21 protein-coding genes are annotated in these 24,269 nt (G+C 48.5%); 10 read left to right on the top strand and 11 right to left on the bottom strand.

Going from position 1 to position 24,269, the window contains the following annotated elements; all coding sequences use genetic code 11:
• Nucleotides 1-313: 313 nt before the first annotated feature.
• Nucleotides 314-1,177, bottom strand: a complete 864-nt coding sequence (locus Q0852_RS20465) for a TraB/GumN family protein (RefSeq protein ID WP_299021446.1) — start codon at nucleotides 1,175-1,177, stop codon at nucleotides 314-316.
• A 190-nt stretch (nucleotides 1,178-1,367) separates the two neighbouring features.
• Nucleotides 1,368-4,493 carry a copper-translocating P-type ATPase gene (locus tag Q0852_RS20460; protein WP_299021444.1) on the bottom strand — a complete coding sequence of 1,042 codons (3,126 nt, stop codon included), beginning with the start codon at nucleotides 4,491-4,493 and terminating at the stop codon, nucleotides 1,368-1,370.
• Between the two features lie 217 nt (nucleotides 4,494-4,710).
• Here Q0852_RS20460 and cueR point away from each other — a divergent pair, with 217 nt between their 5' ends.
• Entirely contained in the window at nucleotides 4,711-5,112 is a 402-nt protein-coding gene (cueR, locus tag Q0852_RS20455) for a Cu(I)-responsive transcriptional regulator (RefSeq protein WP_299021441.1), read from the top strand.
• Between the two features lie 50 nt (nucleotides 5,113-5,162).
• Here the strand turns inward: cueR and Q0852_RS20450 are convergent, their stop codons facing one another.
• From Q0852_RS20450 to tesA, 4 genes are all read right to left on the bottom strand, one after another.
• Nucleotides 5,163-6,017 (bottom strand): co-chaperone YbbN, encoded by an 855-nt coding sequence (locus tag Q0852_RS20450; RefSeq protein ID WP_299021439.1) that lies wholly within the window; start codon nucleotides 6,015-6,017, stop codon nucleotides 5,163-5,165.
• A 579-nt stretch (nucleotides 6,018-6,596) separates the two neighbouring features.
• Nucleotides 6,597-7,427: an SDR family oxidoreductase gene (locus tag Q0852_RS20445; RefSeq protein ID WP_299021436.1), complete on the bottom strand. Its 831-nt coding sequence runs from the start codon at nucleotides 7,425-7,427 to the stop codon at nucleotides 6,597-6,599.
• Nucleotides 7,428-7,658: 231 nt separating this feature from the next.
• Nucleotides 7,659-7,925 (bottom strand): hypothetical protein, encoded by a 267-nt coding sequence (locus Q0852_RS20440; RefSeq protein WP_299021434.1) that lies wholly within the window; start codon nucleotides 7,923-7,925, stop codon nucleotides 7,659-7,661.
• Nucleotides 7,926-8,074: 149 nt separating this feature from the next.
• Entirely contained in the window at nucleotides 8,075-8,674 is a 600-nt protein-coding gene (tesA, locus tag Q0852_RS20435; RefSeq protein WP_299021431.1) for a multifunctional acyl-CoA thioesterase I/protease I/lysophospholipase L1, read from the bottom strand.
• Here tesA and Q0852_RS20430 point away from each other — a divergent pair.
• Together Q0852_RS20430 and Q0852_RS20425 are read left to right on the top strand one after the other, a co-directional pair.
• Nucleotides 8,673-9,347, top strand: coding sequence for an ABC transporter ATP-binding protein (locus Q0852_RS20430; RefSeq protein ID WP_299021429.1), 675 nt, complete (start codon nucleotides 8,673-8,675; stop codon nucleotides 9,345-9,347). The two genes, tesA and Q0852_RS20430, sit on opposite strands and share 2 nt — an antisense overlap.
• Nucleotides 9,344-11,794, top strand: a complete 2,451-nt coding sequence (locus Q0852_RS20425; RefSeq protein WP_299021427.1) for an FtsX-like permease family protein — start codon at nucleotides 9,344-9,346, stop codon at nucleotides 11,792-11,794. The genes Q0852_RS20430 and Q0852_RS20425 overlap by 4 nt, the downstream gene beginning before the upstream one ends.
• Before the next feature lie 36 nt (nucleotides 11,795-11,830).
• Here the strand turns inward: Q0852_RS20425 and Q0852_RS20420 are convergent, their stop codons facing one another.
• Nucleotides 11,831-12,724: a TIGR01777 family oxidoreductase gene (locus Q0852_RS20420; protein ID WP_299021425.1), complete on the bottom strand. Its 894-nt coding sequence runs from the start codon at nucleotides 12,722-12,724 to the stop codon at nucleotides 11,831-11,833.
• A gap of 288 nt (nucleotides 12,725-13,012) precedes the next feature.
• On the opposite strand from Q0852_RS20420, the gene Q0852_RS20415 reads away from it, so the two are divergent.
• The 5 genes from Q0852_RS20415 to yfcE all read left to right on the top strand — a co-directional run bounded on the left by Q0852_RS20415 (nucleotide 13,013) and on the right by yfcE (nucleotide 15,968).
• Entirely contained in the window at nucleotides 13,013-13,747 is a 735-nt protein-coding gene (locus tag Q0852_RS20415) for a DUF1538 domain-containing protein (protein WP_299021424.1), read from the top strand.
• An 11-nt stretch (nucleotides 13,748-13,758) separates the two neighbouring features.
• Nucleotides 13,759-14,544 carry a DUF1538 domain-containing protein gene (locus tag Q0852_RS20410; protein WP_299021422.1) on the top strand — a complete coding sequence of 262 codons (786 nt, stop codon included), beginning with the start codon at nucleotides 13,759-13,761 and terminating at the stop codon, nucleotides 14,542-14,544.
• The gene (locus tag Q0852_RS20405) at nucleotides 14,544-14,894 is read left to right on the top strand and encodes a P-II family nitrogen regulator (protein ID WP_299021419.1); all 351 of its coding nucleotides are present in this window, start codon (nucleotides 14,544-14,546) and stop codon (nucleotides 14,892-14,894) included. The genes Q0852_RS20410 and Q0852_RS20405 overlap by 1 nt, the downstream gene beginning before the upstream one ends.
• Nucleotides 14,891-15,295 carry a CBS domain-containing protein gene (locus Q0852_RS20400; protein ID WP_299021417.1) on the top strand — a complete coding sequence of 135 codons (405 nt, stop codon included), beginning with the start codon at nucleotides 14,891-14,893 and terminating at the stop codon, nucleotides 15,293-15,295. Before Q0852_RS20405 ends, Q0852_RS20400 begins: the two co-directional genes overlap by 4 nt.
• Nucleotides 15,296-15,419: 124 nt before the next feature.
• Complete coding sequence (gene yfcE, locus Q0852_RS20395; protein WP_299021415.1) at nucleotides 15,420-15,968, top strand: phosphodiesterase; 549 nt, start codon at nucleotides 15,420-15,422, stop codon at nucleotides 15,966-15,968.
• A 74-nt stretch (nucleotides 15,969-16,042) separates the two neighbouring features.
• On the opposite strand, the gene Q0852_RS20390 is transcribed toward yfcE, so the two are convergent.
• The gene (locus Q0852_RS20390; protein WP_299021412.1) at nucleotides 16,043-16,804 is read right to left on the bottom strand and encodes a sulfite exporter TauE/SafE family protein; all 762 of its coding nucleotides are present in this window, start codon (nucleotides 16,802-16,804) and stop codon (nucleotides 16,043-16,045) included.
• 407 nt (nucleotides 16,805-17,211) lie between these two features.
• Here Q0852_RS20390 and focA point away from each other — a divergent pair, with 407 nt between their 5' ends.
• Nucleotides 17,212-18,057, top strand: coding sequence for a formate transporter FocA (focA, locus tag Q0852_RS20385; protein WP_299021410.1), 846 nt, complete (start codon nucleotides 17,212-17,214; stop codon nucleotides 18,055-18,057).
• A gap of 363 nt (nucleotides 18,058-18,420) precedes the next feature.
• Here focA and Q0852_RS20380 read toward each other — a convergent pair whose 3' ends face one another.
• From Q0852_RS20380 to Q0852_RS20370, 3 genes are all read right to left on the bottom strand, one after another.
• Complete coding sequence (locus tag Q0852_RS20380) at nucleotides 18,421-19,587, bottom strand: methyl-accepting chemotaxis protein (RefSeq protein WP_299021408.1); 1,167 nt, start codon at nucleotides 19,585-19,587, stop codon at nucleotides 18,421-18,423.
• A 292-nt stretch (nucleotides 19,588-19,879) separates the two neighbouring features.
• Entirely contained in the window at nucleotides 19,880-22,033 is a 2,154-nt protein-coding gene (gene pta / locus Q0852_RS20375) for a phosphate acetyltransferase (protein ID WP_299021406.1), read from the bottom strand.
• A gap of 193 nt (nucleotides 22,034-22,226) precedes the next feature.
• Nucleotides 22,227-23,423 (bottom strand): acetate kinase, encoded by a 1,197-nt coding sequence (locus Q0852_RS20370; protein ID WP_299021404.1) that lies wholly within the window; start codon nucleotides 23,421-23,423, stop codon nucleotides 22,227-22,229.
• Between the two features lie 335 nt (nucleotides 23,424-23,758).
• On the opposite strand from Q0852_RS20370, the gene yfbV reads away from it, so the two are divergent.
• Nucleotides 23,759-24,211, top strand: a complete 453-nt coding sequence (yfbV, locus tag Q0852_RS20365; RefSeq protein WP_299021402.1) for a terminus macrodomain insulation protein YfbV — start codon at nucleotides 23,759-23,761, stop codon at nucleotides 24,209-24,211.
• Nucleotides 24,212-24,269 lie beyond the last annotated feature (58 nt).

Genomic DNA, 24,269 nt, shown 5'->3' with positions numbered 1-24,269 from the left:
TGAATAGCGCAGTTTGGTAGCGCATCTGGTTTGGGACCAGAGGGTCGGGGGTTCGAATCCCTCTTCACCGACCACTATTTAAAGCCTCGTCATTGACGAGGCTTTTTTCGTTTCAGCGCTCCATAAAGCTAAACGTACTGGTGAATAGCGCAGTTTGGTAGGGCATCGCAAGCTCTTGGTAATAAAGCGGACCAGAGGGTCGGGTGTTCTCAAGACCTTGAATTGGCTCTTCACCGACCACTATTTAAAGCCTTGTCATTGACGAGGCTTTTTTCGTTTCAGCGCTTCGTAAAAGTTTTCTCTACCCTCTTTTTTATTGGCAGTTTGCCTGCTGTCCCTTCGTTAGCTGTGTCACTTTCATTCCTTGTTTAGCCAGTAATGACGGCAATCCTTGTTCACCGAACAGATGGAGAGCACCGACGACAACAAGATAAGTCCCTTGGCGGTAATTTTGTTTATGGGTAAGTTGCTGTGCCCAGTTTCGGTTGCGTTCGAAGATTAGCTTTTCATCGGTAGCTTCTGTGTATTGGCTGTCTTCAAACAGAGAGTGGAGACGTTGGCGATCACCTGCTTTCCAGGCGGAGATGAGGCAGGAAAGTTGCGACTGCATTGTATCCCAGTCTCGGATAGTGGTGAGCAGAATATCTTCGCCATGATCCGGTAGCTTTTCCATCAGGCTCAGCTGTTTGCGTACTCCCTCCAGCTCATGAATGGGCAAATTTTGTTGTTGGGCCCGTTTGAGTAGAACGATATCGATCCCTTTATCCGGGGATAGGCCAGCAGTCGAAACCATGGCCATTTGCAGGTTGATGGCGGTGAGCCATGGTGGACTCTGAATTAGTGGTAGGTAGGGAAGCCCTGTTTGTTTGGCGATTTTTGCCAGTGATTCTTTGTCTCGGGGATTTAGTAAAGCGTCGCTGGCAGGGATCGTGTTGTCGAGTGTTATATCGACAGGTTGGAGCACGTTGGCTTCAACGATCAGACCATCAGCTTTGGGCCAGTAATCAAGAAATGCTTGTGGTAGCGGGTAGAAATCCGGTTCGCCAGCATGAATTGAACCGAGCAGGACAAACTGTCGCTGGGCATCTTTTGCCAGCCAGACCATAGGCTCGGCAAGTGCCGATCCGGCGACAAAAGGAAGAATAAACAGGGCTTTGGATAATAACGACTTGAACATAGCAGCCTAATGAAAAACAGATAACTGACAATGGTTATATCAGTTATCTATTTGGATGGCTAATGGTGGCGTTAGGCTAGGTGGTAACAATTTCCCCCTAACTTTCTGCTCTTAGTTTTTGGTGGCAGGGTGTAACCAGAACCACCAGATGATAAAGGCGATGGCGGCCAAGCCAATAATTGCAACCATATTATTTCTCCTGGTGGTTGGGGGTAAATAACCGTAGGCGGTTGGCATTGCTGACAACGGTGATTGATGACAACGCCATTGCCGCACCGGCGATGACCGGGCTCAGAAGTGCTCCTGTCAGCGGGTATAGGATACCTGCCGCCACGGGGATACCCAGGGTGTTGTAAACAAATGCACCGAACAGGTTTTGTTTCATATTTTTGAGTGTGGCAGATGAAAGCTGAAGCGCATCTGCCACCCCGTGTAGTGAGTGACGGATCAGGGTCAGCTGGGCACTTTCAATTGCCACATCGCTGCCGCTACCCATTGCGATGCCGACCTCTGCCTGAGCCAGTGCCGGAGCATCATTGATCCCGTCTCCGACCATAGCGACGCGTTTGCCTTGTTGCTGTAGGCCGGTAATTTTGGCGGCTTTGCCATCGGGCAGTACCCCGGCAATGACAGTATCAATACCGGCTTGCTTGGCTATGGCCTTGGCGGTTGTTTCTGTATCGCCGGTTAGCATCACGACTTCCAGCTTCATTTCTTTCAGGCGCTGGATGGCGGCAACAGAGTCGGCGCGGAGTGGATCGCTGATCCCCAGCAGGCCAGCCAATTGATTACCCATCGCGACATAGATCGGTGTGGCTCCCTGGCTGGCAATAGCTTTAGCATCATTTTGGGCGATTGAGATATCGACATTGTGCTTAGCCATTAGTTTCTTGTTGCCAAGTAGCAGCTGGTGTTCGCTAACCTTGCCTGAAACGCCGTAGCCAGGCATGGCCTTAAAGCCTGATTGCGTTAAAAGGGTCAGCGATTTTTCGTTGGCGGCATTAACAACGGCTTTGGCCAGTGGGTGTTCTGAACCCCGCTCCAGGCTGGCAGCTAGCGTAAGCAGGTACTCACGTTCGGTGTTGTTGTAGCTCAGACAGTCGATTACCTGTGGTTTGCCTTCGGTCAGGGTGCCGGTTTTATCCAGAACAACAGTATTGACACTGGCGGCAATTTGCATGGCTTCTGCATTTCGGATCAGGACGCCATATTCGGCTGCGCGACCAACCCCGACAGTAACGGACATCGGGGTAGCCAGACCTAAGGCGCAAGGGCAGGCGATGATCAGAACTGTTGTTGCGGTAACCAGCATATAAATGGATGACGGTTCAGGGCCGATGTAATACCAGATCACGGCAGTAATAATGGCGATAATCATGACAGACGGAACGAATATTGCCGAAATGGTATCAGCCAGTCGGGCCAGGGCTGGTTTACTGCTTTGTGCCTGACGTACCAGGTTGATGATACGGGCGAGCATGGTGTCGTTGCCAATTTGTTCGGCACGAAACAGCAAGCTGCCGTTTTGGTTGATCGTACCGGCATGGAGTTTATCACCCGCCTGTTTATTGGCCGGGAGCGGTTCGCCGGTCAGCATTGATTCGTCGAGGTAGCTTTGACCCTCTTCTATGCGCCCATCTACTGGCACCTTGGCGCCCGGATGCAGGCGCAGCAACATGCCGACTTTCACTTCGGTTAACGGGACTTCTCGCTCGCTGCCGTCGGCCACGATAATGGCGGTTTGTGGTTGCAGATCAATAAGCTGCTCGAGAGCTTTCGAGGTGCGGCTGCGAGCACGGGCCTCAAGGGCATGACCTAGGGTGATCAAACCGAGGATCATCACAGATGCTTCGAAATATACATGGCGGGCCTGATCCGGAAAGATAGTTGGGATCAGTACCACAATCATTGAATAGATCCAGGCTGCTCCCGTTCCCAGGGCGACCAAAGTATCCATCGTCGCGCGGTGGTGCTTGAAGGCCTTCCAGCTATTGACATAGAAATGGCGACCGATGGTGCAGAGCAGGCTGAAGGTCACAAGCCCGACCAATCCCCAGCCGATTTGGCTGGCGGTGGAGTCAATCATCATGCTGCCACCGAAGAGACCCCATGCCATCATAGGGATCCCGACACTTAAGGCGATAAAGGCATTACGTAAGTGCTGGCGGAAGGTCTGTTCGTTTTGCTGTTGTTGTCGCTGGCGGCGGCTTTGTTCGTCTTCACTTTGTTCGGCACCGTAGCCCGCCTCGGTGATGGCTGAGATCACGGCAGTTACAGGGGCATGGCCATTAACCAGAGCGGTTCTTTCGGCCAGATTGACATTGGCATGGGTGACACCGGGAACCTTGCGGATGGCTTTTTCGACTGAAGCTACGCAGCTGGCACAGGTCATGCCCGAGAGTAGTAGCTGGAAAGAGTTATCGACGTTAGCTGTATCGTTATCGATAATCGTTTGAGTCTTGCCTGCTTTTGTTGTCTCTGTCTCTAGTGCTACTTCCGGTGCCAAAATTGCTTCAGCATCAGGTGATACACTCGTTTCGCTGGTTACTTTTTGCTGTTCGGCAGAAAAACCTAGCTCCTTTATCCCTGCCATAAGGCTTTCTGCTGCGGCTGTGGTCGTAATTTCCGCTTGGGTTTTGCTGACTTGATAGCTTGAAACTTGAGGATTTTCTTTCAGAGCTTGTTCGACTTTTGCCACGCATTTCCCGCAGTTCAGGCCTGATAGCGCTAAAGTGATGAGGTGATCATCTGCAACCTGATAGCCTGTCTTTTCGATGATAGCGGTAACTGCTTCTTGGCTAAGAGTGCCTGTGATATCAGCCTGGTTCTTGCTGACGGTAAACTGCTCAATCTCCGGGCTGTCGGCAAAAGCGGCTTCCAGTTTGGCGACACATTTTCCGCATGATAATCCTTTAAGTGGCAGCTTGTAGTGCTGGCGTGTGATTGCTTGAAAGCCCAGTTTTTCAATGATGGCAATCAACGCCTGTTCGGAGATGGTTCCCGAGACAGACAAATGGTTTTTTGTGACGGTGAAGTCGGCAATTTGCGGGTTGGTGGCAAGTTCAGTTTCAACCTTTTTCACACATTTGCAGCATGACAGCCCGCTAAGACCTAGCGAATGGTGAAAGCCGGCTTCATAGCCGAGTTTTGTAATCGCTTGCAGAAGGGGAGAGAGAGCGGTTTCCCCGCGGACAATCGCCTGATTGGTATCAACCTCAACGGATTCGATGCCGGGCAGGGCTGTTAATGATGCTTTGATTTTTCCTGCGCAATTCATGCAGCGAACCTTGCTGAGAGGGAGAATAAACTCAGCCATGTGTCTCACCTTAGCTATGAAAAATAGCGATTGAACGACTGTTTCCTCAGTCGTAATTACAACGATGGCATGAGAATAAACCTTCCAGCAAGTGGAATGTCAATGATATTGTTGAAAGTGCTGTAAGACATTCTGAAATGCGGGAACCTGGTTGCTTTTTGGCGGCAGATAACGGAATAATAAATATATAACCTTCCAGAAACTGTAAGGATGAGATGTGAACATCAGTGAGGTTGCCAAGCAGACAGGGTTGACCGCGAAGACTATCCGTTTTTATGAAGATAAAGGGATCATTAGTACGCCGGCCCGATCGAGTAACGGCTATCGCTATTATAGCCAGACGAATATTGATGAGCTGCTTCTGATCCGCCGTTCACGCTTGGTGGGCTTTACGCTGGATGAGTGCCGTGATTTGCTGGCGTTTTCGCGAGATCCGCAACGCAGGAGTGCAGATGTGAAAGCCAAGGCGGAGCATAAGCTGGCAGAGATAGACGATAAGATTGCGGAGCTGATGAAGATGAAAAACACCCTTGAGGCACTGACCAAACAGTGCCCGGGCGATGACAGTGCCCGCTGTCCGATTATCGAAGGGCTGTGCCAACACGCGAAGTCGTCTTGAATCAGTGTGCCTTGAAAAAAGCCGCGACAGTGTTCGCGGCTTTTTGTTGATTAGTACAGCAGAGAGTATAGCTGGCGGCGATATTGGCTGGCAATCGCATTGCCCTGGCCAAGGGCAGACAATATATCCATCATGGTTTTCTTGGCGTTGCCATCGGCAAAGTTCATGTCTTTGCGCAGGATTGTAATCAGCAGCTCAAGGGCTTCTTGGGCTCGCTCAACTTGACTGTACTGGACGGCAAGCTCGTAGGCTATTTCGGTATTGGATGGCTCGGCTTCCAGCTTTTGTTCCAGAAGGCGGATTTCCGGGGAGTCGCTGGCTTGCTTGTGCAATTCCATTTTGGCGATAAGGCCTTTGAATTTTGCATCCTGATCCTGCATAGGAATAGCGGCTAGCAGAGGTTCCGCTTCATCATATTGTGATGTTTCAATCAGGCATTCGGCGATAGCCAGATTAATAATACTGTTTTGGTCAAATTTGGTTGCCAGTTCACGCAGTATCGGCAGGGCCTGGCTATATTGCTGGCTGTCGACGAGTGCCAGTGCTTGTTTAAGCTGAAGCTCTTCCTGGCTTGGCAGGTGTTTGGTCAGCATTTCGCGCAGGCTTTCTTCTGTTTGCGGGCCTGCCGCACCATCAGCCGGCTGACCGTTTTTAAATAGTGCAACAGTTGGCAAACCGCGAACACCGAACTGAGCTGCAACCATTTGCTGGCTTTCACAGTCTAGCGTTGCCAGTACCAGCTGTCCCTGATATTGCGCAGCGATTTTTTCCAGAATGTTGTTGACCTCAACGGTTTCCGGCATGGATGGCGCCCAGAAACTGATCGCGACCGGAGTCTGCATCGAGGTTTCAATAACTTGTTGCAGGTTTTGTTCATTTAGTTCGATTGCTAGTTTCTCATACATGTTGCTGCTCTTCACTTTATCGGCCTTTGCTAATAGTTATGGGGGATTATGTTGAGAAATCAAGGGGGAAGAATGCAAGACGGTGGAGAAAGTAGTCTGTGGAATGTGCTTTCTCGAGGAAATAGAAAGGGAATCGGTTTTGTGTGTTTGTGGCGCAGAAATTAAAAAGGAGAGCCCGGCTCTCCTTTTTAATTATGTATTGTCAGCATTAGGGCGAGTGTCAAACATACACAAAGAAGGTTGATTTGGCGCAGTGTCATGACCATACCTGTTAAGTATCAGTAATTGGAAGAGTGCTTATAACGGGGATTTCTAGGCTCCCCCTTCAATCTACAGGTATAAAATAACCGCTTAACATGACACAAATATGACGTTTCTTGCTTTTTTGGCTAGAATTATCACTTTTAAGCTATTAAGTGCTTTTTATTGTGTTCTAACTAACTCAAAAATGGCATTTATGAAGCAGTTGTTTTGATTCTCAGGTTTTAGGATAGTGTTTGATAAGGGGCGTATTTCGTCATGCCTCAATCACAGAGCTTTTAATGTGTGTCTCCGTGATTGAGAAATGAAGAAAGCAATTTAGACACTTTTGCTAAGTAGTTGGTCTAGTTTGCGTGTTGGCAACAGGCGGCGCAAGAAGCCGAAGATATAGGTGGGCTGGGTGACATAATAACGAGGTTTCGGCCGCTTGCTTGCGATGATCTCTTTTAATGGTTTCAGCACCGCCTCTGGTGGCAGGGTAAACTTACTGGATGGCGAGGACTTGCCGAGGCGATCCAGTGTTTTCCTGTAACTTATATGGTGGCGGGAGTTGTCCAGGTCGATATACTGTTCAAATTTCCTTTTGGCATTCTCCCTGAAGTGGCTTTCAATCGGTCCCGGTTCAATCAGGCTGACATGGATTGGGGTATCATCCCCGAGTTCAAGGCGAAGCGTGTCGGTATAGCCTTCCAGAGCGAACTTACTGGCATTGTAGGCCCCGCGGTACTTCATGGCGACCAGCCCGAGAACTGAACTGTTTTGTACTATTTTGCCACTGCCTTGTTTCAGCATTAGTGGGATAACGGCCTGAGTCAGCTCGTGCCAGCCAAACAAGTTGGTTTCAAATTGCTGCCGCAGGGCATTAGTCGGTAAGTCTTCGAGCGCGCCTGGCTGCCCGTAGGCGGCATTGTTGAATAGCACATCAATACGGCCACCTGACATTGCCAGGCACTCTTTCAGTCCTTCGTGAATAGAACTGGTATCGTCCAAATCAAGCCGGACACAGTTCAATCCCTGTTGTTGAAGCTCGGCAACATCTTCGGGCTTACGGCTGCTGGCTATAACATTGTACCCGGCTGCATGTAGTTGCTCGGCGCAAAACCGGCCGATGCCGCTGCTGCACCCGGTGATCAGGATAGTTTCTTTCATTCTTGTTCCTTAAGTCTTTTTCCTGATTCTAATACTGATTGAGGTCAGAGTGAGATTCAATTTAAATTATTGAATTGATGGTTCTTACTTCCTCTGGTGGCAATAATGAGGTTTCATGTAATTGGCTGGTAGTGGCGTGAAAACAGGGACATAAAATAAAAAAGAACAGCGATTGGTAATCGAGCTGTTCTTCTTACAATAAAGATAGATAAGGAAACTGTGGGCTGTATGTTATTTCGATACAGCAGAGCCATTGATATCAACGATATTACAATTGACTCCCCCCCATTCTTTACAGGTTTCGATGGCCAGCTGTGCAGCTTCCTTGGTGTCACGGGCTCCCCATGCGGCACCGGCGATCTTGTTTGTCCCCATGGCGTAAGCTTTGTTATTGGATTGCAAGCGGTAGTCTTTATAGAGCACATAGGTGCCCTGATGGCTTGATGATTCACAACCGCCAATAGCCAAAAAGGCAGACAAAACTGCGAACTTAATCATGTATCCCTTCAACATAAGCATTCACTTCTGTGTTATTGATAGATTGAAGCTTAGTCAATGTTCATTTTTTTATCCTGTCCAATAGCAAGAAAATCCTACTTTTAGATGAAGGATGTGAGAAAGAAAAATACTTGTCGATGAGTTTGGGGCTACAGATAAGGTAGTAGCTTTGACACCATGAATTCAGCAATCCAGGGCTGGGCATCCTGTTTGGGGTGAAGCCCGTCATCCATCATCCATTCCGATCTTAAAATGATTTGTTCGAGAAAGAAGGGAAGCAGCGGGGCGTTATGCTGTTTGCTTAACTGGGGGTAGATATTACTGAATACTTCACTGTAGCGCTTGCCGTAATTGGGTGGGACGCGGATTTGAACCAGTAGGGCTTTTGCCCCTTCGGTATGGATCTGAGTGATCATTTGGCTGAGGTTATTGCGTATAGTTGAAGGAGGAAAACCGCGTAGGCCGTCATTCGCGCCTAGTTCGATTATGACGTAATCTGGATTATGTTGCTGTAATAATTTAGGTAACCGTGCCAGCCCGTTTCCTGTGGTATCGCCGGAAATGCTGGCATTGACAACGGTTATGGCATGGCCTTCCTTTTTCAGGACGGATTCCATCAGGATTGGCCAGCTTCGCTTGGCGGGCATTTGATAACCGGCACTGAGGCTGTCGCCGACAACCAGCAGGGTGCTGCTAAAGGCATTTAGCGAAAATAAAACGAAGAATACAACGGAAAGGAATCGCATCATGTCAACATCCGTGATTAAGGCTTTATCGGTATCCAAACAAGTGACGACAGCATCATCGTCACTCACTATTTTGCAGGATGTTTCGCTTGAGGTCGAGCAGGGAGAAGCGATTGCGCTGGTCGGGGTTTCCGGGGCTGGCAAGTCGACTTTGATGACACTGCTGGCAGGGCTGGATACTCCGACCAGTGGCGAGATAGAGTTGCTCGGCCAGGCGTTATCCCGATTGGATGATGAGGCGCGGGCTGCGTTGCGCTGTGATGCCATAGGGTTTGTATTCCAAAGTTTTTTGCTGATCCCATCACTCAGTGCGCTGGAAAATGTCATGCTGCCGGCCATTATCAAGGGAGATGAAGGGGATGAGCAACGCGCAGCCGAACTGTTGCAACAGGTCGGGCTGACTGGGCGCGAGAGCCACTTGCCGGCTCAGTTATCAGGCGGAGAGCAGCAGCGGGTAGCCTTGGCGCGGGCATTTATGACTCGTCCGCTGGTGTTGTTTGCCGATGAGCCAACAGGGAACCTGGATCAGCATACCGCCGCGACTGTCATTGATTTACTGTTTGCTCTGAACCGAGAGCACGGCACGACATTGGTTTTGGTGACACATGATCCTCAGCTGGCAAAACGCTGCGATCGGATTTTGCGAATTCAGGGCGGATGCGTGGAGGCTGCATGACGGAGATGAGTGAAGTCAGTCAATTGATTAAACCGAGACGACAGCCGCTGTTGCTGAAGTGGAGCTGGCGCGAGCTATGGCACGGTCAGTTATGGCCGGTGGCAGTGGCCCTGACGCTGATTATTGCTTGTGTGTTTGCTCTATCGTCATTGGTGGTTCGGGTAGAGAAGATCATGGTCGATCAGGGGCGATCTATGATTGCCGCCGATTTGGTTTTCCGCTCGCCAAACCCGGTTGAAAGTGCATTGCTTGCGCGTGCCCGAGAATTGGGTTTGACCGTTTCAGAACAAACGCGCTTCGGCACTATGGCTTTTAGTCAAAATGAGATGCAGTTGGTCAGTGTTAAGGCGGTGGAGAGTGATTTTCCGTTGCGCGGTGAACTGGTATTGCAGGGCGAGGATGAGCAGAGTCAGGTCCACCCCGGGGAGCTCTGGCTCGCGGAGCGCCTGTTTTCTTTGCTGGAGGTTGAGCGCGGCGATGTCATTGCCATCGGCGATACTGAGCTGGTGGTCAGCGGTAAGATTGTCCAAGAGGCAGAGCTTTCCTTTAACCCCTTTAGCCAGATGCCCGCGGTACTTATCCATGATGATGATCTTGCCCGGACCGGTGCCGTTCAGCCCGGTAGTCGGGTCCAGTTCAGGGCTTATTTTCGGGGGCCGGATGACAAGCTAAGGCAGTTACAACAGTCAGCAGTCCTTCTGCCCGGCCAGCGTTGGATCAGTGAAACAACCCAGGGGCGAACCGGCGACTTGATTGAGCGGGCAAGGCAGTATCTGTCTTTAACCTTGATTCTGGTGATCCTGATGGCAACGGCGACATTGGTGCTGACCTGTTTGCACTACACTTCGACTCGGATTGAGACAGTTGCCATGATGAAAAGCCTGGGAGCCAGCAAAGCTTGGTTATGGCGTTGGCTGGCAAGGCAGTTGGGTATGTTGTTTGCCATTGCAGCTTTCGCCGGGCTGGTGTCAGGGTGGTTGCTTGAATTTCTTTTGCGTTTGCCCTTGTCTGATGTATTGCCAGATCCTCTGCCGGGGATTGGCATCACGCCCTTTGCGGTTAGTTTGTCGGTAGCTTTGTTGGTCGCTATCCCCGGTGTCGGTATATCCCTGCTTCGGTTGGTGGATGCGCCGGCGATATCGGTGATCCAGCAGCAGGCCGATTGGCCGGTGAAACGTCGTGGTTATGGTTTGGTGTTAATACCGGTGGCAGCGGCGCTGATTTGGTTCGGAGACAATACTCTGATGTGGCTGACGCTAGCCGGGCTGGCCGTTTTGCTGTTTGTGCTGGCTGTGCTTGGGTTGTTGTTTGTGGCCTTGCTTCGGCGTGGAAAATGGGGACCTGCAATCCAGCTGGCACTGAGCCGGATAGGTCGAAGCCCGACAGCGACTGGCGTTCAGTTGGCGGCGTTGACGAGCTCGTTGATGCTGCTGGCTGTGATTTGGCTGCTAAGAACTGACTTGCTGGCGGATTGGCAGCAGACCTTACCGGCGAATGCGCCGAATGTTTTTGCCTTGAATATCAGCCCGGAGCAGCAACAAGCCTATTTGGCCAAGCTGGACCGTAGCCAAGTGGTACGTTCTGACAGTTACCCGGTGGTCCGTGGTCGCCTGACTGCTATCAATCAGCAAGATGTGCAGGCAAAAAAAGAGGCCGGAGAGCTTAGCGATGAATCACTCAGGCGCGAGTTGAATTTTACCTGGCGTGAAACGATGCCTATTCATAACCAGCTGCTTGAAGGGAAGTGGGCTTCAGGTTCGGGGGTGTCGGTTGAATCGGGGATTGCCGAGCGTTTGGGGATAGGGTTAGGCGATGAGCTGATGTTCAATGTTAACAGCCAGCCGTTCAGCGCTACGGTAACCAGTATTCGTCAGGTTGAGTGGCGTAATATGCGGCCTAACTTTTATTTCATTTTCACCCCGGATGTCATGGCTGGTTTACCTGCCACTTGGTTGGTGAGCTACCGGATAGAAGCAGATCAGAATGTACTGATTAACCAGCTTGGCCGGGACTTTCCGACTGTGACGTTACTTGATTTGCGTACTATGGCCAGTCGGATCCAGGGGATTTTGCAGCAGGTTTCGTTGTCATTGTCGGTATTGGCGGCGCTGGGAGTCAGTAGTGGTTTGCTGTTAGTTTTGACCTTGCTAAGGCTAAGCTTGTCACAGCGAAAGGAAGAGCTGAATCTTTATCGTACTTTGGGGGCGAGTCGCCAGCGGATATCTGCAACGGTATGGAGCGAGTATGGGATTATGGCTCTTATTGCCGGCATTATGGCAGCCGCCGGGGCGGAAACTGTTGTTGCCGCGTTGGTGAAATGGGGCTTTGAGTTACCGTTGCGGTGGCATCCCGGGTTGTGGTTCGTTGTGCCTCTGCTGTCACTGGCGTTGGTGATCATTATTATCCGCACGATTATCCGACAGTTGCTGTTGCCGCTGAGGGGTTAAGAGTGCCAGGGAGCATGAAAAGCAGATTTTGTTTTTTTATCCCAATGTTTCTTTCAATGCATGTTCCAGTTTGGGATAACTGAAATGGAAGCCTTGTTGCTGGAGGCGGGCCGGGATTGCCCGTTGGCTATCTAATAGTAATCGAGCAGATTCTCCCAGGGCGGCTTTTAGTACCCAAGCCGGTGTTTTCATGATATGCGGACGACGAAGTACCCGTGCCAGGGTCTGGCTGAACTCCTTGTTCGTTACTGGATTTGGCGCTGTAAAATTATAAACTCCTTGGGCTTCGCGGTGTTTGAGCAGAAACAGGATCCCTTTCACCATATCTTGCATGTGGATCCATGGGAAATATTGCTCGCCGTTACCGATCGGCCCGCCAAATCCCAATTGGTAAGCCGGAAGCATCCGAGCCAGCGCACCGCCTTGTTTGGCCAGCACGATTCCGGTTCTGAGCAGGCAAACACGGGTTTTTTCCGACTGAGCCTCAAGAGCGGCTTCCTCCCACTTTCGACAAACCAGATGGGCAAAATCGTTATTGTCGACTTTCAGGCTTTCATCGAAGCTGGCAGATTTTTGATCCCCGTAAATACCGACGGCCGAGCCACTGATAAAGGTATGGGGGGGATTACTGCTGGCTTTGATTTTTTCCACCAGTTTACGGGTGATTTCCCAGCGACTTTTACAGATAATTTCTTTTTGCCGGCTACTCCAGCGTTTATTAACGATAGGTTCGCCGGCCAGGTTGATCACAACATCAATATCATTGAAGTCGGTTAATTCATCTAAGTCGCTGATGACGTTGATATGGTGTCCGAGGCGCTGATAGGCACGGTTGGGATTGCGGCTAAGGACGGTGACATGATCTTGGCAGAAGTGGGGAAGCAGTGCCTTGCCGATAAAACCGGTGCCGCCAGTAACAAAAATTTTCATGCAGTCCATTGTCTTTGTATCCCGAAGTTAGAGCTTGTCATGGTACTAACACTAGTATAAACGATTCACAGAATTACAGCCTAATCAAAGGATTGCTATAAAAATAATTAGCCTGGAATTATGTGGTTCAAAATTGTGAATAACGGTTTGTGAGTGACGGATAAAGTCGTTTTTCTTTGCTGCCAAATACAAATTATGTGTCTGATATCTCGACTTGAGTATGGAAAAGTGCTTCGAAATGTAAATGGCTACTACTGTATAAATAAGGGACCTGATGCAGGAGGCGCCATGAATGCAATTTTAGCAATGCTTAAAGCGATGCTGAGTAGCCTGCGTGACTTGCTGCCGATAATTGTGGTGATCGGTTTCTTTCAGCTGGTCGTGCTGCAACAGCCCTTGCCCTCTTTAGGAACGATCCTGCTCGGTTTGATATTGGTTGTGATCGGGCTGACGTTTTTTATTTTTGGTCTGGAGATGGGGCTATTTCCTATCGGTGAGTCGATGGCTCGCTCGTTTGCCAGCAAAGGAAGTGTTATCTGGTTGCTGTTTTTTGCATTCTGCCTCGGGTTCGGTACCACAATTGCGGAACCCGCTTTGACCGCAGTGGCAGCAGAAGCGGCCGAAGTTGCCGCAGAAGGTGGGCTTATTGCTGAAGAAGCCGAAGTGATGGAGGATTATGCCCATGGCCTGCGGTTGACGGTTGCGTTGTCTGTCGGGATAGCCATTATGCTGGGGGCGTTCCGGATTATTAAAGGCTGGCCGATACACTGGATGATCATCAGTGGTTATGTGCTCGTAATGGTAATGACTTGGTTTGCGCCACCGAGCATTGTCGGTATTGCTTATGATTCCGGTGGGGTAACAACGTCGACAATAACGGTGCCGTTGGTAACAGCTTTAGGCGTTGGTCTTGCCTCGTCTATCAAGGGACGCAACCCGATGATTGATGGTTTTGGCCTGATCGCGTTTGCGTCATTAACACCAATGATTTTTGTCATGGGATACGGCATGTTGGTGCATTAATTGAAGGGTGCATGATTGAACTAACATCAGTAGTAAGTCACTTTTTTCAGACGTTGTCGACGACAGTGCGGGATGTGCTGCCGATCGTGATTATTATTTTTGGTTTCCAGCTTGCGGTGTTGCGTCGACCTGTGACGAACTGGCACCGGGTCTTGCTGGGGTTTGTCTACGTTGTTTTGGGGCTGTCGTTGTTTCTTATGGGATTGGAGCTGGCGTTGTTTCCGCTTGGGGAGTCAATGGCAGCGCAGCTAACAGCTTTGGATTTTCTGTTTAGTGTCGATGAAACTGTACCGGCTCAGGTACCCTGGAGTGAGTATTATTGGGTTTATTTGTTTGCTGCTGCGATAGGTTTTAGTACCACGGTGGCAGAACCCTCGCTAATCGCTGTTGCCATTAAGGCCAATCAGGTATCGGGTGGAACGATTAAGGTTAACGGGCTGCGTATTGCTGTTGCTCTGGGGGTGGCCTTCGGGATTGCGTTGGGAAGTTTTCGGATTGTTGCCGGTGATCCGCTGCATTATTACATTCTTGCCGGTTACATCATTGTTGTTATCCAGACCTATTTTGCGCCCAAGACCATTATTCCTTTGGCTTATGATTCGGGCGGTGTAACCACCTCAACGGTAACTGTGCCGATTGTCACTGCGTTGGGATTGGGATTAGCGTCGAATGTACCTGGACGTAATCCGATGCTGGATGGGTTTGGTTTAATCGCTTTTGCCAGTTTGTTTCCGATGATCACTGTGATGGGCTATGCCCAGTTGTCGGTATGGCAGGGGCGTAAGGAGGAAGAGTAATGCGATTTAAGTTGTTACTTGCGTTTGTTGAAGATTCCAGAACGGATGACGTACTGGATGCCGCAAGGGCGGCGGGAGCGACCGGGGCAACGGTGATTAACAATGCCCGTGGTGAAGGGCTTCGTAAGAAGAAGACGTTTTTTGGTCTGAACCTGGAAGTCCAGCGAGATGTGCTGCTGTTTGTCGTTGAGGAGCACTTAGCTCGTTCGATTCTCGAAACGATAGAAAAAGTCGGTGAGTTCGACCGCGGAACCGGAGAAGGGATCGCGGTTCAGTTGGATGTGGAGGACGCGGTCGGGGTGGCACACCAGGTCGAGTCGTTGACGAAGGTTGTGGAGGAGAGGCTATGAGTCCTGAAAAGGTCGTCAGAGTAAGGGATGTGATGATGGACACTTACGCCATCGTGGAAGGGCTGACAACGGTGGCTGAGGCAGTAGGAATTGCCAAGCAGCGCCAGGTGAAGGCCCTGATAGTCAATAAACGCCATGAAGATGATGAGTATGGCATTGTCCTGATGAACGATATCGCTAAGAAAGTGCTGGCGATTGACCGTTCACCTGAACGCACCAATGTTTATGAGATCATGACCAAGCCTGCGCTGTCGGTTAATGCGACGATGGATGTCCGTTATTGCGCTCGGTTGTTCGAGCGTTTCGGGATCAGCCGGGCTCCGGTGATTGAGGACGGTAAGGTGCTGGGCATGGTGAGCTATAACAATATTGTGCTTAACGGTATGTTGCGGGACGAGTAAGCCAAAAGCGATTCTGCTGCGGTAATTGCAATTAGAGTTGCGGTATTTGCAATTAGAAATGTCACAGTGATAGGTGTAGTATCTCGGCATCCTGTTCTAGAAAGTCCTGGTAAGTTATCACCCTATGAAACTGTTTTTTGCATCTGATATCCATGGTTGTGCCGAGAGTACCAAAACAATGCTGGCGGCGTTTGAGCAAAGTGGCGCTGAGCATTTGATCCTGCTTGGCGATGTGCTGAACCATGGTCCGAGGAATGCCCTGCCGGCTGGTTATGCGCCAATTGAAGTTGCAGAGCAGCTAAACCAATATGCGGATCGGATCACTGCGGTACGTGGCAATTGTGATAGCGATGTCGATCAGATGCTGCTTGATTTCCCTATGATGGCTGACTACAACCTGGTGTTGCTACCGAATGGCCGTCGCCTGTTCCTGACCCACGGTCATCTTTATAACGGTGACAAGCATCCTCGTCTGCGTGCCGGTGATGTGATTGTTTCTGGCCATACTCATTTACCGGTAGCTGAACAGAAGGGCAAGCTGTACCTGTACAACCCGGGCTCAATTACGATTCCTCGCGGCGAACATAAAGCCAGTTACGGTATGCTTGAAGACAACATCCTGAAAGTGTTGGATTTCTCTGGTGAAGTAATTTGCCAGGTTGAGTTAGTATAAGCGTAATTTTACTGAATGAATCAGGGCGGCCAGTGTGCCGCCCTATTTTGTTTGTCTTTTTTTGTTTATAAGGGTTAAACACCAAGAAGCAGTTTAATGCCGACCAGGAAAGTCAGTAATTCAAAACATCGCTTGATGACGGTATTACTTTTTTGCGCTGCCAGGTGAGCGCCGAGGTAGCCACCCAGTAGAGAGCCAAGCAGCAGCACTGGGATCCATGGCCAGTATATTTCGGCACCGGCAAAATAGATGGCGACTGCACCAATTCCGTTCCAGAACAGTCCGACACTGACCAGGGTCAGTGCAACAGCCTGCTTGTAGTCAAATCCGAACCAGCGGATTAGGAACAGAGTGACGAACAGTCCAGTACCGGCTGTGAGGGAGCCGTTTAAGATCCCGATAACAGCCAGCCCCAAACCTCCGAGTAATATCCCCTGCCAGTGACGGTTGCGACGTTCTTCTTGCTGGCCGAGCTCTTGCTTTATCAGTGAGTAGATCCCAAGCCCTAATATCAATCCGCCCAGCATTGTCTCTGCGATTCGGCCTGGCACAAAAAGAATGAGGTTGGCACCAAGTATGACTCCGAACATTCCCGCCAGAATAACGGCAAGGGTCAATCCCCAGTTCAGGCTCCCGGAGCGGATGTGTTTGATTGCTGCCCCTAAGCCAAGGGCTACGCTGGCAACTTTATGAGTGGCCAGGGCGATACTGAATGGCAGGCCGAGAAAAATCAGTAACGGGAACTGAATAAGGCCGGAGCCTCCTCCTGAAAGGGAAGCGAGCGTATTGGCAATCAGAGAGCCGAAGAACAGCCCAAGGGTATAAAGCATATCCATAATAGCGAGGTGAGTCCTTTTACCTGCAATGAAATGCATCTTAACAGTTTTGTCGCTTGAGATCGTTTCTTCACTGACAATGAGCGTTGTCACTGGTTTAGGTTAGTTGATTGCTTAAGGTTATGGTGCATAGTTTGTGGTAATAACATGCTTATACTTCAAGCTGTCTATTCATGTCTTGGCCTTGGTTTAGTGTTGGCTATTGTGAGGGCTTTTTTGAGCGAATTGATCAATAGAATTACTGAAATGTTGAGCTATGTTTACCAAAACTGTTGATTCGGTATATTCGAGGTGTTGGTTCGCTTATGTCGAGTTTTTGTTGTGATCGAGCCTTGAATTTTGTCTGAATTAGGTTCACTATCCAGCCACGCTTTTTATGTGTTTCAGTGAGTATCAGGTGCAAGAGTATGAGTCAGGGTCAGTTTGATTCTTTGTTACCGCCTCAGATGGCGGAGAAGGCTGCTGAGGTCGGTGTCGGTAAGGCGACAAAAGATCCAGTGAAATCGCTATTACTTGCGATTACAGCCGGTATGCATATTGGAATTGCGTTTGTATTTTACACGACGGTTACCACGGGATCGGGTGACATGGCGTGGGGGATGTCCCGATTCGTTGGCGGGCTGGCGTTTAGTCTCGGCCTGATCCTGGTTGTGATTACTGGTGGTGAATTGTTTACAAGCTCGGTGCTGACTTTGGTGGCTCGTGCCAGCGGTAAAATTAGCTGGAAGAGCTTATGCCAGAATTGGGGCGTGGTGTATATCGGTAACCTGATTGGCGCTTTGTTGCTGGTGGGGATTATGCTGGTGAGCAAGCAGTATATGTCTGCCGACGGTGCCTTGGGTATTAATACCATGCAGATTGCCCAGCATAAGCTGCATCATGATTTTTTCCAGGCAGTGGCACTGGGGATCATGTGTAATGTGTTGGTTTGTGTGGCGGTGTGGATGACATTCAGTGGTCGTACGCTTACCGATAAGATCATCGTGATGGTACTGCCGGTGGCAATGTTTGTCTCTTCAGGTTTTGAGCACTGTATTGCCAATATGTTTCAGGTGCCGATGGCGATTGCTATCAAGAATCTGGCATCACCGGAGTTCTGGCAGATGAGCGGAATGAATCCGGCTGATTTTGCTGATCTGACTTTGAGTAATTTTGTAATCCATAACCTGATCCCGGTAACTATCGGTAATATTATCGGTGGCGGTGTGTTTGTCGGTATGGGTTATTGGATCATTTACCTTCGTGGTAAATAAAAGTTCCTTATTCCTAGTTCTACGTTTATTAACTAATTAATTATTTTTCTTGTTGATTAATCGAGTCTGAGTTTGGCCGCTGCGGTTTACCGTAGCGGTCTTTTTTATGTGCGCCGGTTTGAAGTCGTTGGATTTTAATTAATTCGAGATTGGCAACTTAAGTTTTATTGATATCAGGAAGGCAATGAGTATAGAGGCTGTCTTAAAGTGGGGCATAACGAGTGTGTATTCGTGTTCCAACTTCCCCCCCCTTTTTTGACTTTGGGTACTTAGCGATTGATTTGGTTGATAAAGGGGGAGAGTCTTGTGTCGTGCTGTGAGTTCTGTGTTTAGCTATACGATCGATTATTGCGTTTAAGAATTTTAATCTGTTTTAAATGAACCTAGTTGTCCTACGATGTTGTCTGTAACTTCACTGAGGTAGTGCCCTTGTTGTTCGAGATCAGTACAATCATTAGCATTAGAACTGGAGAGTGTTTTTAATGCTTCAATCTCTTTACTGATACCTCTAACCAGCTTGTGAACATAAAGAATATCAACACTATCACTTTTATTGTCTTGTCCAATAAGGGTCAGGATTTCATTGATATTTTCACAGGCCACTTCGAGCCCTGATTGGCTGGATGTCGTGTATTGAGACAATGATGTTATCGCCGCAGACTGAGTTTTCATCTGCTCACCAGCGTCAAGAACCGCTTCAGATATTCCTGCAATTATCTGGTTAATCTCATCCAGACTTTCCTGAGTTGATTTAGCTAAGTTTCTTACTTCATCAGCCACTACCGCAAACCCTCTGCCGTGTTCACCTGCCCTGGCTGCTTCTATTGCTGCGTTTAAAGCCAAAAGGTTCGTCTGATCAGCCAGGTTATTGATGACCAATACTACTTTTTCAATAGATTGCGTTTGCTGAGATAGCTGGTGAAATTTGTTATGAAGCGCGTCATTGTTTTGGATGTAAGTACCTATCTCCTTAACCATCATTCCCATACTGCTGTTTGAAGTAAGTAGGTCATCTCGGGTTATTTCGACTTTGGTACGTGTTTCTTCTGCTTTGGATTGAAGGGATATTGATGTCTTATCCAGGGTTTCAACTTGATTTGTTATAAAGCTGACTCGATTGTCTTGTTCCTGAATGCGGACTGAAATGTTCTGAGCTTTGACTTTGAGTAAATCGGAGATTTCATCAGAAGTACCGGCCTGTTGTTGTATATCTACCAGGGCACTTTTCACATTCTCTCTGAAGGTATTGATGACATTGAGCACATTGCCCATTTCGCTGTTGTACTTGCTGTTTATTTCGCAAGGTACAGAAAGGTCTTTTCTTTCGAAATTCTTCATATAGTTTGTGACATCTTCCAGTGAATCGACGCCCCAAAACTTTTCATCGATGTCATGGATAATCAAAAAAACAACCACAACATATTGAATAATTTGTGAAAATAACACCTCAGTGAAAAATGTTGCATTAACCAAAAGTGCAATCGCACCTAACCAGTGAATGAACCTCATTCGAATGAAAAGTGAACGCATATACCGCCCCGTTGTAAGTGGTGTTTTTTATCAGGAACTAGGCATCTTCTCTACTGGCTTTTATCCATTATTAAGCTTGGATGCTTGTCCTTGTTGTCAGTGAGACTTGAGATGTTAGTTGCCTCCATATCGCGAAATATGTTACATAACATACATATAGAATGCAAGTTATGGGTGGTGCACATTAGGCACGATAAAAAATATGGAGTGTCAGATCTTTCCTTGTTTTTTCCATAAAAAAACGCCCCCGCATGGCGGAGGCGTTTATCGCTTACTTAGTCGTTGATAACGATTAAGCTTTAGCGTCGTCAGCTTGTTTTGCCTGAATCGCAGTTAGTGCAACTGTGTATACGATATCGTCTACTAGTGCGCCACGAGAAAGGTCGTTCACCGGCTTACGCATGCCCTGAAGCATTGGACCGATAGATACTAGATCTGCTGAACGCTGTACCGCTTTGTAAGTCGTGTTACCAGTGTTTAGGTCTGGGAATACGAATACAGTCGCTTTACCTGCTACTGGAGAGTTAGGTGCTTTAGAAGCAGCTACGTTTTCCATGATAGCGGCATCGTACTGAAGAGGGCCGTCGATAACTAGATCTGGACGTTTTTCCTGAGCGATGCGAGTTGCTTCACGTACTTTATCTACGTCGGCACCTTTACCAGATTCACCTGTAGAGTAAGAGATCATAGCAACGCGAGGTTCGATACCGAATGCTTTTGCAGAATCTGCAGACTGGATAGCGATTTCTGCTAGCTGCTCAGCGTTTGGATCCGGGTTGATTGCACAGTCACCGTATACCAGTACCTGATCAGGCAGAAGCATGAAGAATACAGAAGATACGATAGATGCATCAGGTGCAGTCTTGATGATCTGGAACGGAGGAACGATTGTGTTCGCCGTTGTGTGAACAGCACCAGAAACCAGGCCGTCAACTTCATCGTTTTCTAGCATCATTGTGCCTAGGAAAACTGAATCTTGCAGTTTTTCACGAGCAACAACGTCAGTCATGCCTTTCGCGCCACGTAGCTCAACAAGGCGAGCAACGTAGTTTTCACGTACTTCATCAGAGTTGATGATAGTTACGCCAGAACCTAGAACAACGCCTTGTTGCTCAGCAACACGCTTGATTTCTTCTGGGTTACCAAGAAGCACACATTCCGCGATACCGCGCTCAGCACAGATAGCTGCAGCTTTAACGGTACGTGGTTCGTCACCTTCAGGAAGAACGATACGCTTAGCAGCCTTACGTGCAAGTTCTGTTAGCTCGTAACGGAATGCAGGTGGGCTTAGGCGACGCTCTTTAGTTGAACCTTCAGTTAGAGATTCAATCCACTGGCCGTCGATGTGGCTAGCCATGTATTCGTTAACTAGCTCAACACGTTCTTTATCGTCAGCAGGAACTTCCAGGCTGAAGCTCTGAAGGTTCAGAGATGTCTGCCAAGTGTTACCTTGTGCAGTCATAACAGGCAGGCCAGTTTCGAATGCGCGATCACACAGCTCAAGAACCGCTTTAGGTAGCTCGTAACCGCCAGTAAGCAGTAGAGCACCGATTTCAACACCGTTCATTGCAGCAAGACATGCAGCAACGATAACGTCAGGACGGTCTGCAGAAGTTACTAGCAGAGAACCTGGACGGAAGTGTTCAACCATGTGCGGGATAGAGCGTGCACAGAATGTGATGCTCTTAATGCGACGAGTAGCGATTTCACCTTCGTTGATGATTTCAGCGTTCAGGTGATTCGCCATGTCTGTTGCACGTGTTGCAATTAGCTCTGGGCTCCAAGGTGCACAACCAAGTACACGGATTGGGCTAGAGTTGAACACTTGCATTACTTCAACGTTAGAAGGAACAGTGCCTTCTGCATCGTCAAAGATTTCAGACAGGTCAGGACGAGTACGGCCTGCAGCATCTACTGGAGCGTTTAGTTTGTTAACGATAACGCCAGAGATTTGCTTGTTCTTGATACCGCCGAAGTTAGAACATGCAACTTCGATACGCTCTTTAAGTTGTGCAGGGTTATCAGTACCTGGTGCAACAACGAATACGATTTCCGCATCCAGCGTTTTTGCGATTTCATAGTTGATCTGGTTCGCGAACGGGTGCTTGCGAGTTGGTACCAGACCTTCAATCAGAGCAACTTCTGCATCAGCTGTTGCTTCTTTGAAGCGTGCAACAATACCTTCTAGCAGAACGTCGCTCTGGTCGTTACGGATAAGTTCTTCCGCACGAGTCATTGAGAAAGGTTCTGCTACTTTCATATCGCTGTTAGCGTGGATGATAGTAGTTGTCAGATCTGGCTGCTCACCGCCGTGACGTGGCTGGGCGATAGGCTTGAAGAAAGAAACGCGAACACCTTTGCGTTCCATTGCGCGTAGAACACCTAGGCTTACGCTAGTAAGACCAACTCCGGCACCAACCGGAACAAGCATAATAGTACGGGACACTATGGATTCCTCAACTATTTAACACGAAAGTGCTGTTCGATAATGATTTGGGAACCGTTATTGAACAGCACCACAAGAAATGGTCATAACCTTGTGATGAATCATAAAGCTATGAAAAACGGCCGGCCAAAGCCAGCCGTTATTCACTATACCCAGTTATTTTTAATATCCAGGTATAGGATGAATCGCTAGATTAGATCTCAGCTAGACGAGCTGTATCTTCTGCGATTACTAGTTCTTCGTTAGTTGAAACAACCATTGCAGGAACACGGCTGTTTTCAGAAGTGATCACACCTTCGCCGCCGAAACGCGCTTTCAGGTTAGCTTCACCGTCAACTTCAACACCTAGGATAGCTAGACGGTTAAGAACCATCTCACGGATAGGTGCAGAGTTTTCACCGATACCGCCAGTGAAAGTGATAGCGTCCAGACGACCTTCTAGAGACGCTGTGTAACCAGCAACGTACTTAGCTAGACGGTGACAGAACACGTCCATTGCACGAGTTGCTTCTTCTTTCTTGCCGTAGTTGTCTTCAACGAAACGACAGTCAGAAGTCACTTCAGTCAGACCCTGTAGGCCAGACTCTTTAGTTAGCATGTTGTTGATTTTCTCAACAGAGTAGCCAAGCGTGTCGTGTAGGTGGAAGATGATCGCAGGATCGATATCACCACAACGCGTACCCATTACAAGACCTTCAAGAGGAGTTAGACCCATAGAAGTATCTACAGATTTACCGTTCTTGATTGCACAAACTGAAGCACCGTTACCTAGGTGACAGTTGATGATGTTTAGTTCATCTTCTGGCTTGCCTAGAAGCTTCGCTGTTTCGCGAGTGATGAACAGGTGAGAAGTACCGTGCATGCCGTAACGACGGATAGCGTGGTCTTTGTATAGGTTGTATGGAAGTGCGTATAGGTACGCTTCTTCTGGCATTGTTTGGTGGAAAGCAGTATCGAATACAGCAACGTTTTTCAGTGCTGGGAATGCTTTCTGTGCAGCTTTAATACCAATGATGTGTGCAGGGTTGTGAAGTGGTGCTAGAGCAGCACAGTCTTCGATACCTTTAACAACGTCATCAGTGATAAGTGCAGATTGAGTGAACTTCTCGCCGCCGTGTACTACACGGTGACCGATAGCTGCTAGGTTTTCTGCAAGCTCTGGCTTAGATGCAATGATAGTCTCTACCATGAATGCTAGAGCTTCTTCGTGTGCAGCACCATCACCTAGTTGTGCTTCGTGCTTACCATCAAGTTTCCACTTGATACGTGCTTCTGGAAGGTGCAGACATTCTGCAAGACCTGTCAGGTGTTCTTCACCTGATACTGCGTCAACAACCGCGAACTTAAGAGAAGAACTACCGCAGTTAAGAACTAAAACCAGCTTAGACATGAGAGTGACTACCTATAATCTGTCTGAAAGTTGATATTCAACTGAATAAAAATTACCCATAGAATAGACGACTTTTGATTAAGTCGGTCTACACTGGGTCAAATTCGTATTATGTCCGTATAATAGAGAATTGAGGAACCCACAATTCAGGGCCTTCCATGGAGATTGCCTTAGGTTGCCAGAACAGTGATTACAGGCAACAATTAGTTTAGGCGCGCTTAGGATAGCGATTGTTACGCAATATAACAAAAAGATTTTTAGAAAAATTTAATTTGAATCAAGTTTGTTATCACTGGATTTGAAGTTTTACTAAGTTTTTTGAATTTTGGTGTTTTATGAGTCAAAAAATCTCGATTTGGCAATGCTTCCATAATGGCCAGCACTACATGGCAACCTGGCCAATGCGAAAGGAGCTGACGGCGATGTTCCCGGAGGCGCGTTATATCAGGGCGACGAAGTTTGCTAACCGGGTTATGCCTGCAGTGGCAGTAATGAGTGTTTTGAGCCAAATGGCTTTTCATAACTATGATGCGCTGCCTCAGGCAATTGCTGTCGCATTGTTTGCGTTAAGTATGCCGCTTCAGGGGTTGTGGTGGCTTGGTAAGCGAAGTCGTACCGACTTGCCGCCATCACTGGCGAGCTGGTATCGCGAAATCCATGACAAGATCATTAGTGAAGGGTATGCGATGCAGCCGCTGAAATCCCGGCCGCGTTATCTTGAGCTGGCACAGGTGCTTAATCGTGCGTTCAAACAGTTGGACAAAGCTTCGCTGGAGAGGTGGTTTTAAGATTTGCTGTCGCACGTGGAGGTTGTTCAGCCGCGATAAAGATCTCTGTTGCATAATA

It is taken from the genome of uncultured Photobacterium sp., from assembly GCF_947502415.1.
Classification (GTDB): Bacteria; Pseudomonadota; Gammaproteobacteria; order Enterobacterales; family Vibrionaceae; genus Photobacterium.
The sequence above is the reverse complement of the archived record's forward strand: the minus strand, read 5'-3'. Positions and strand labels throughout refer to the sequence as shown.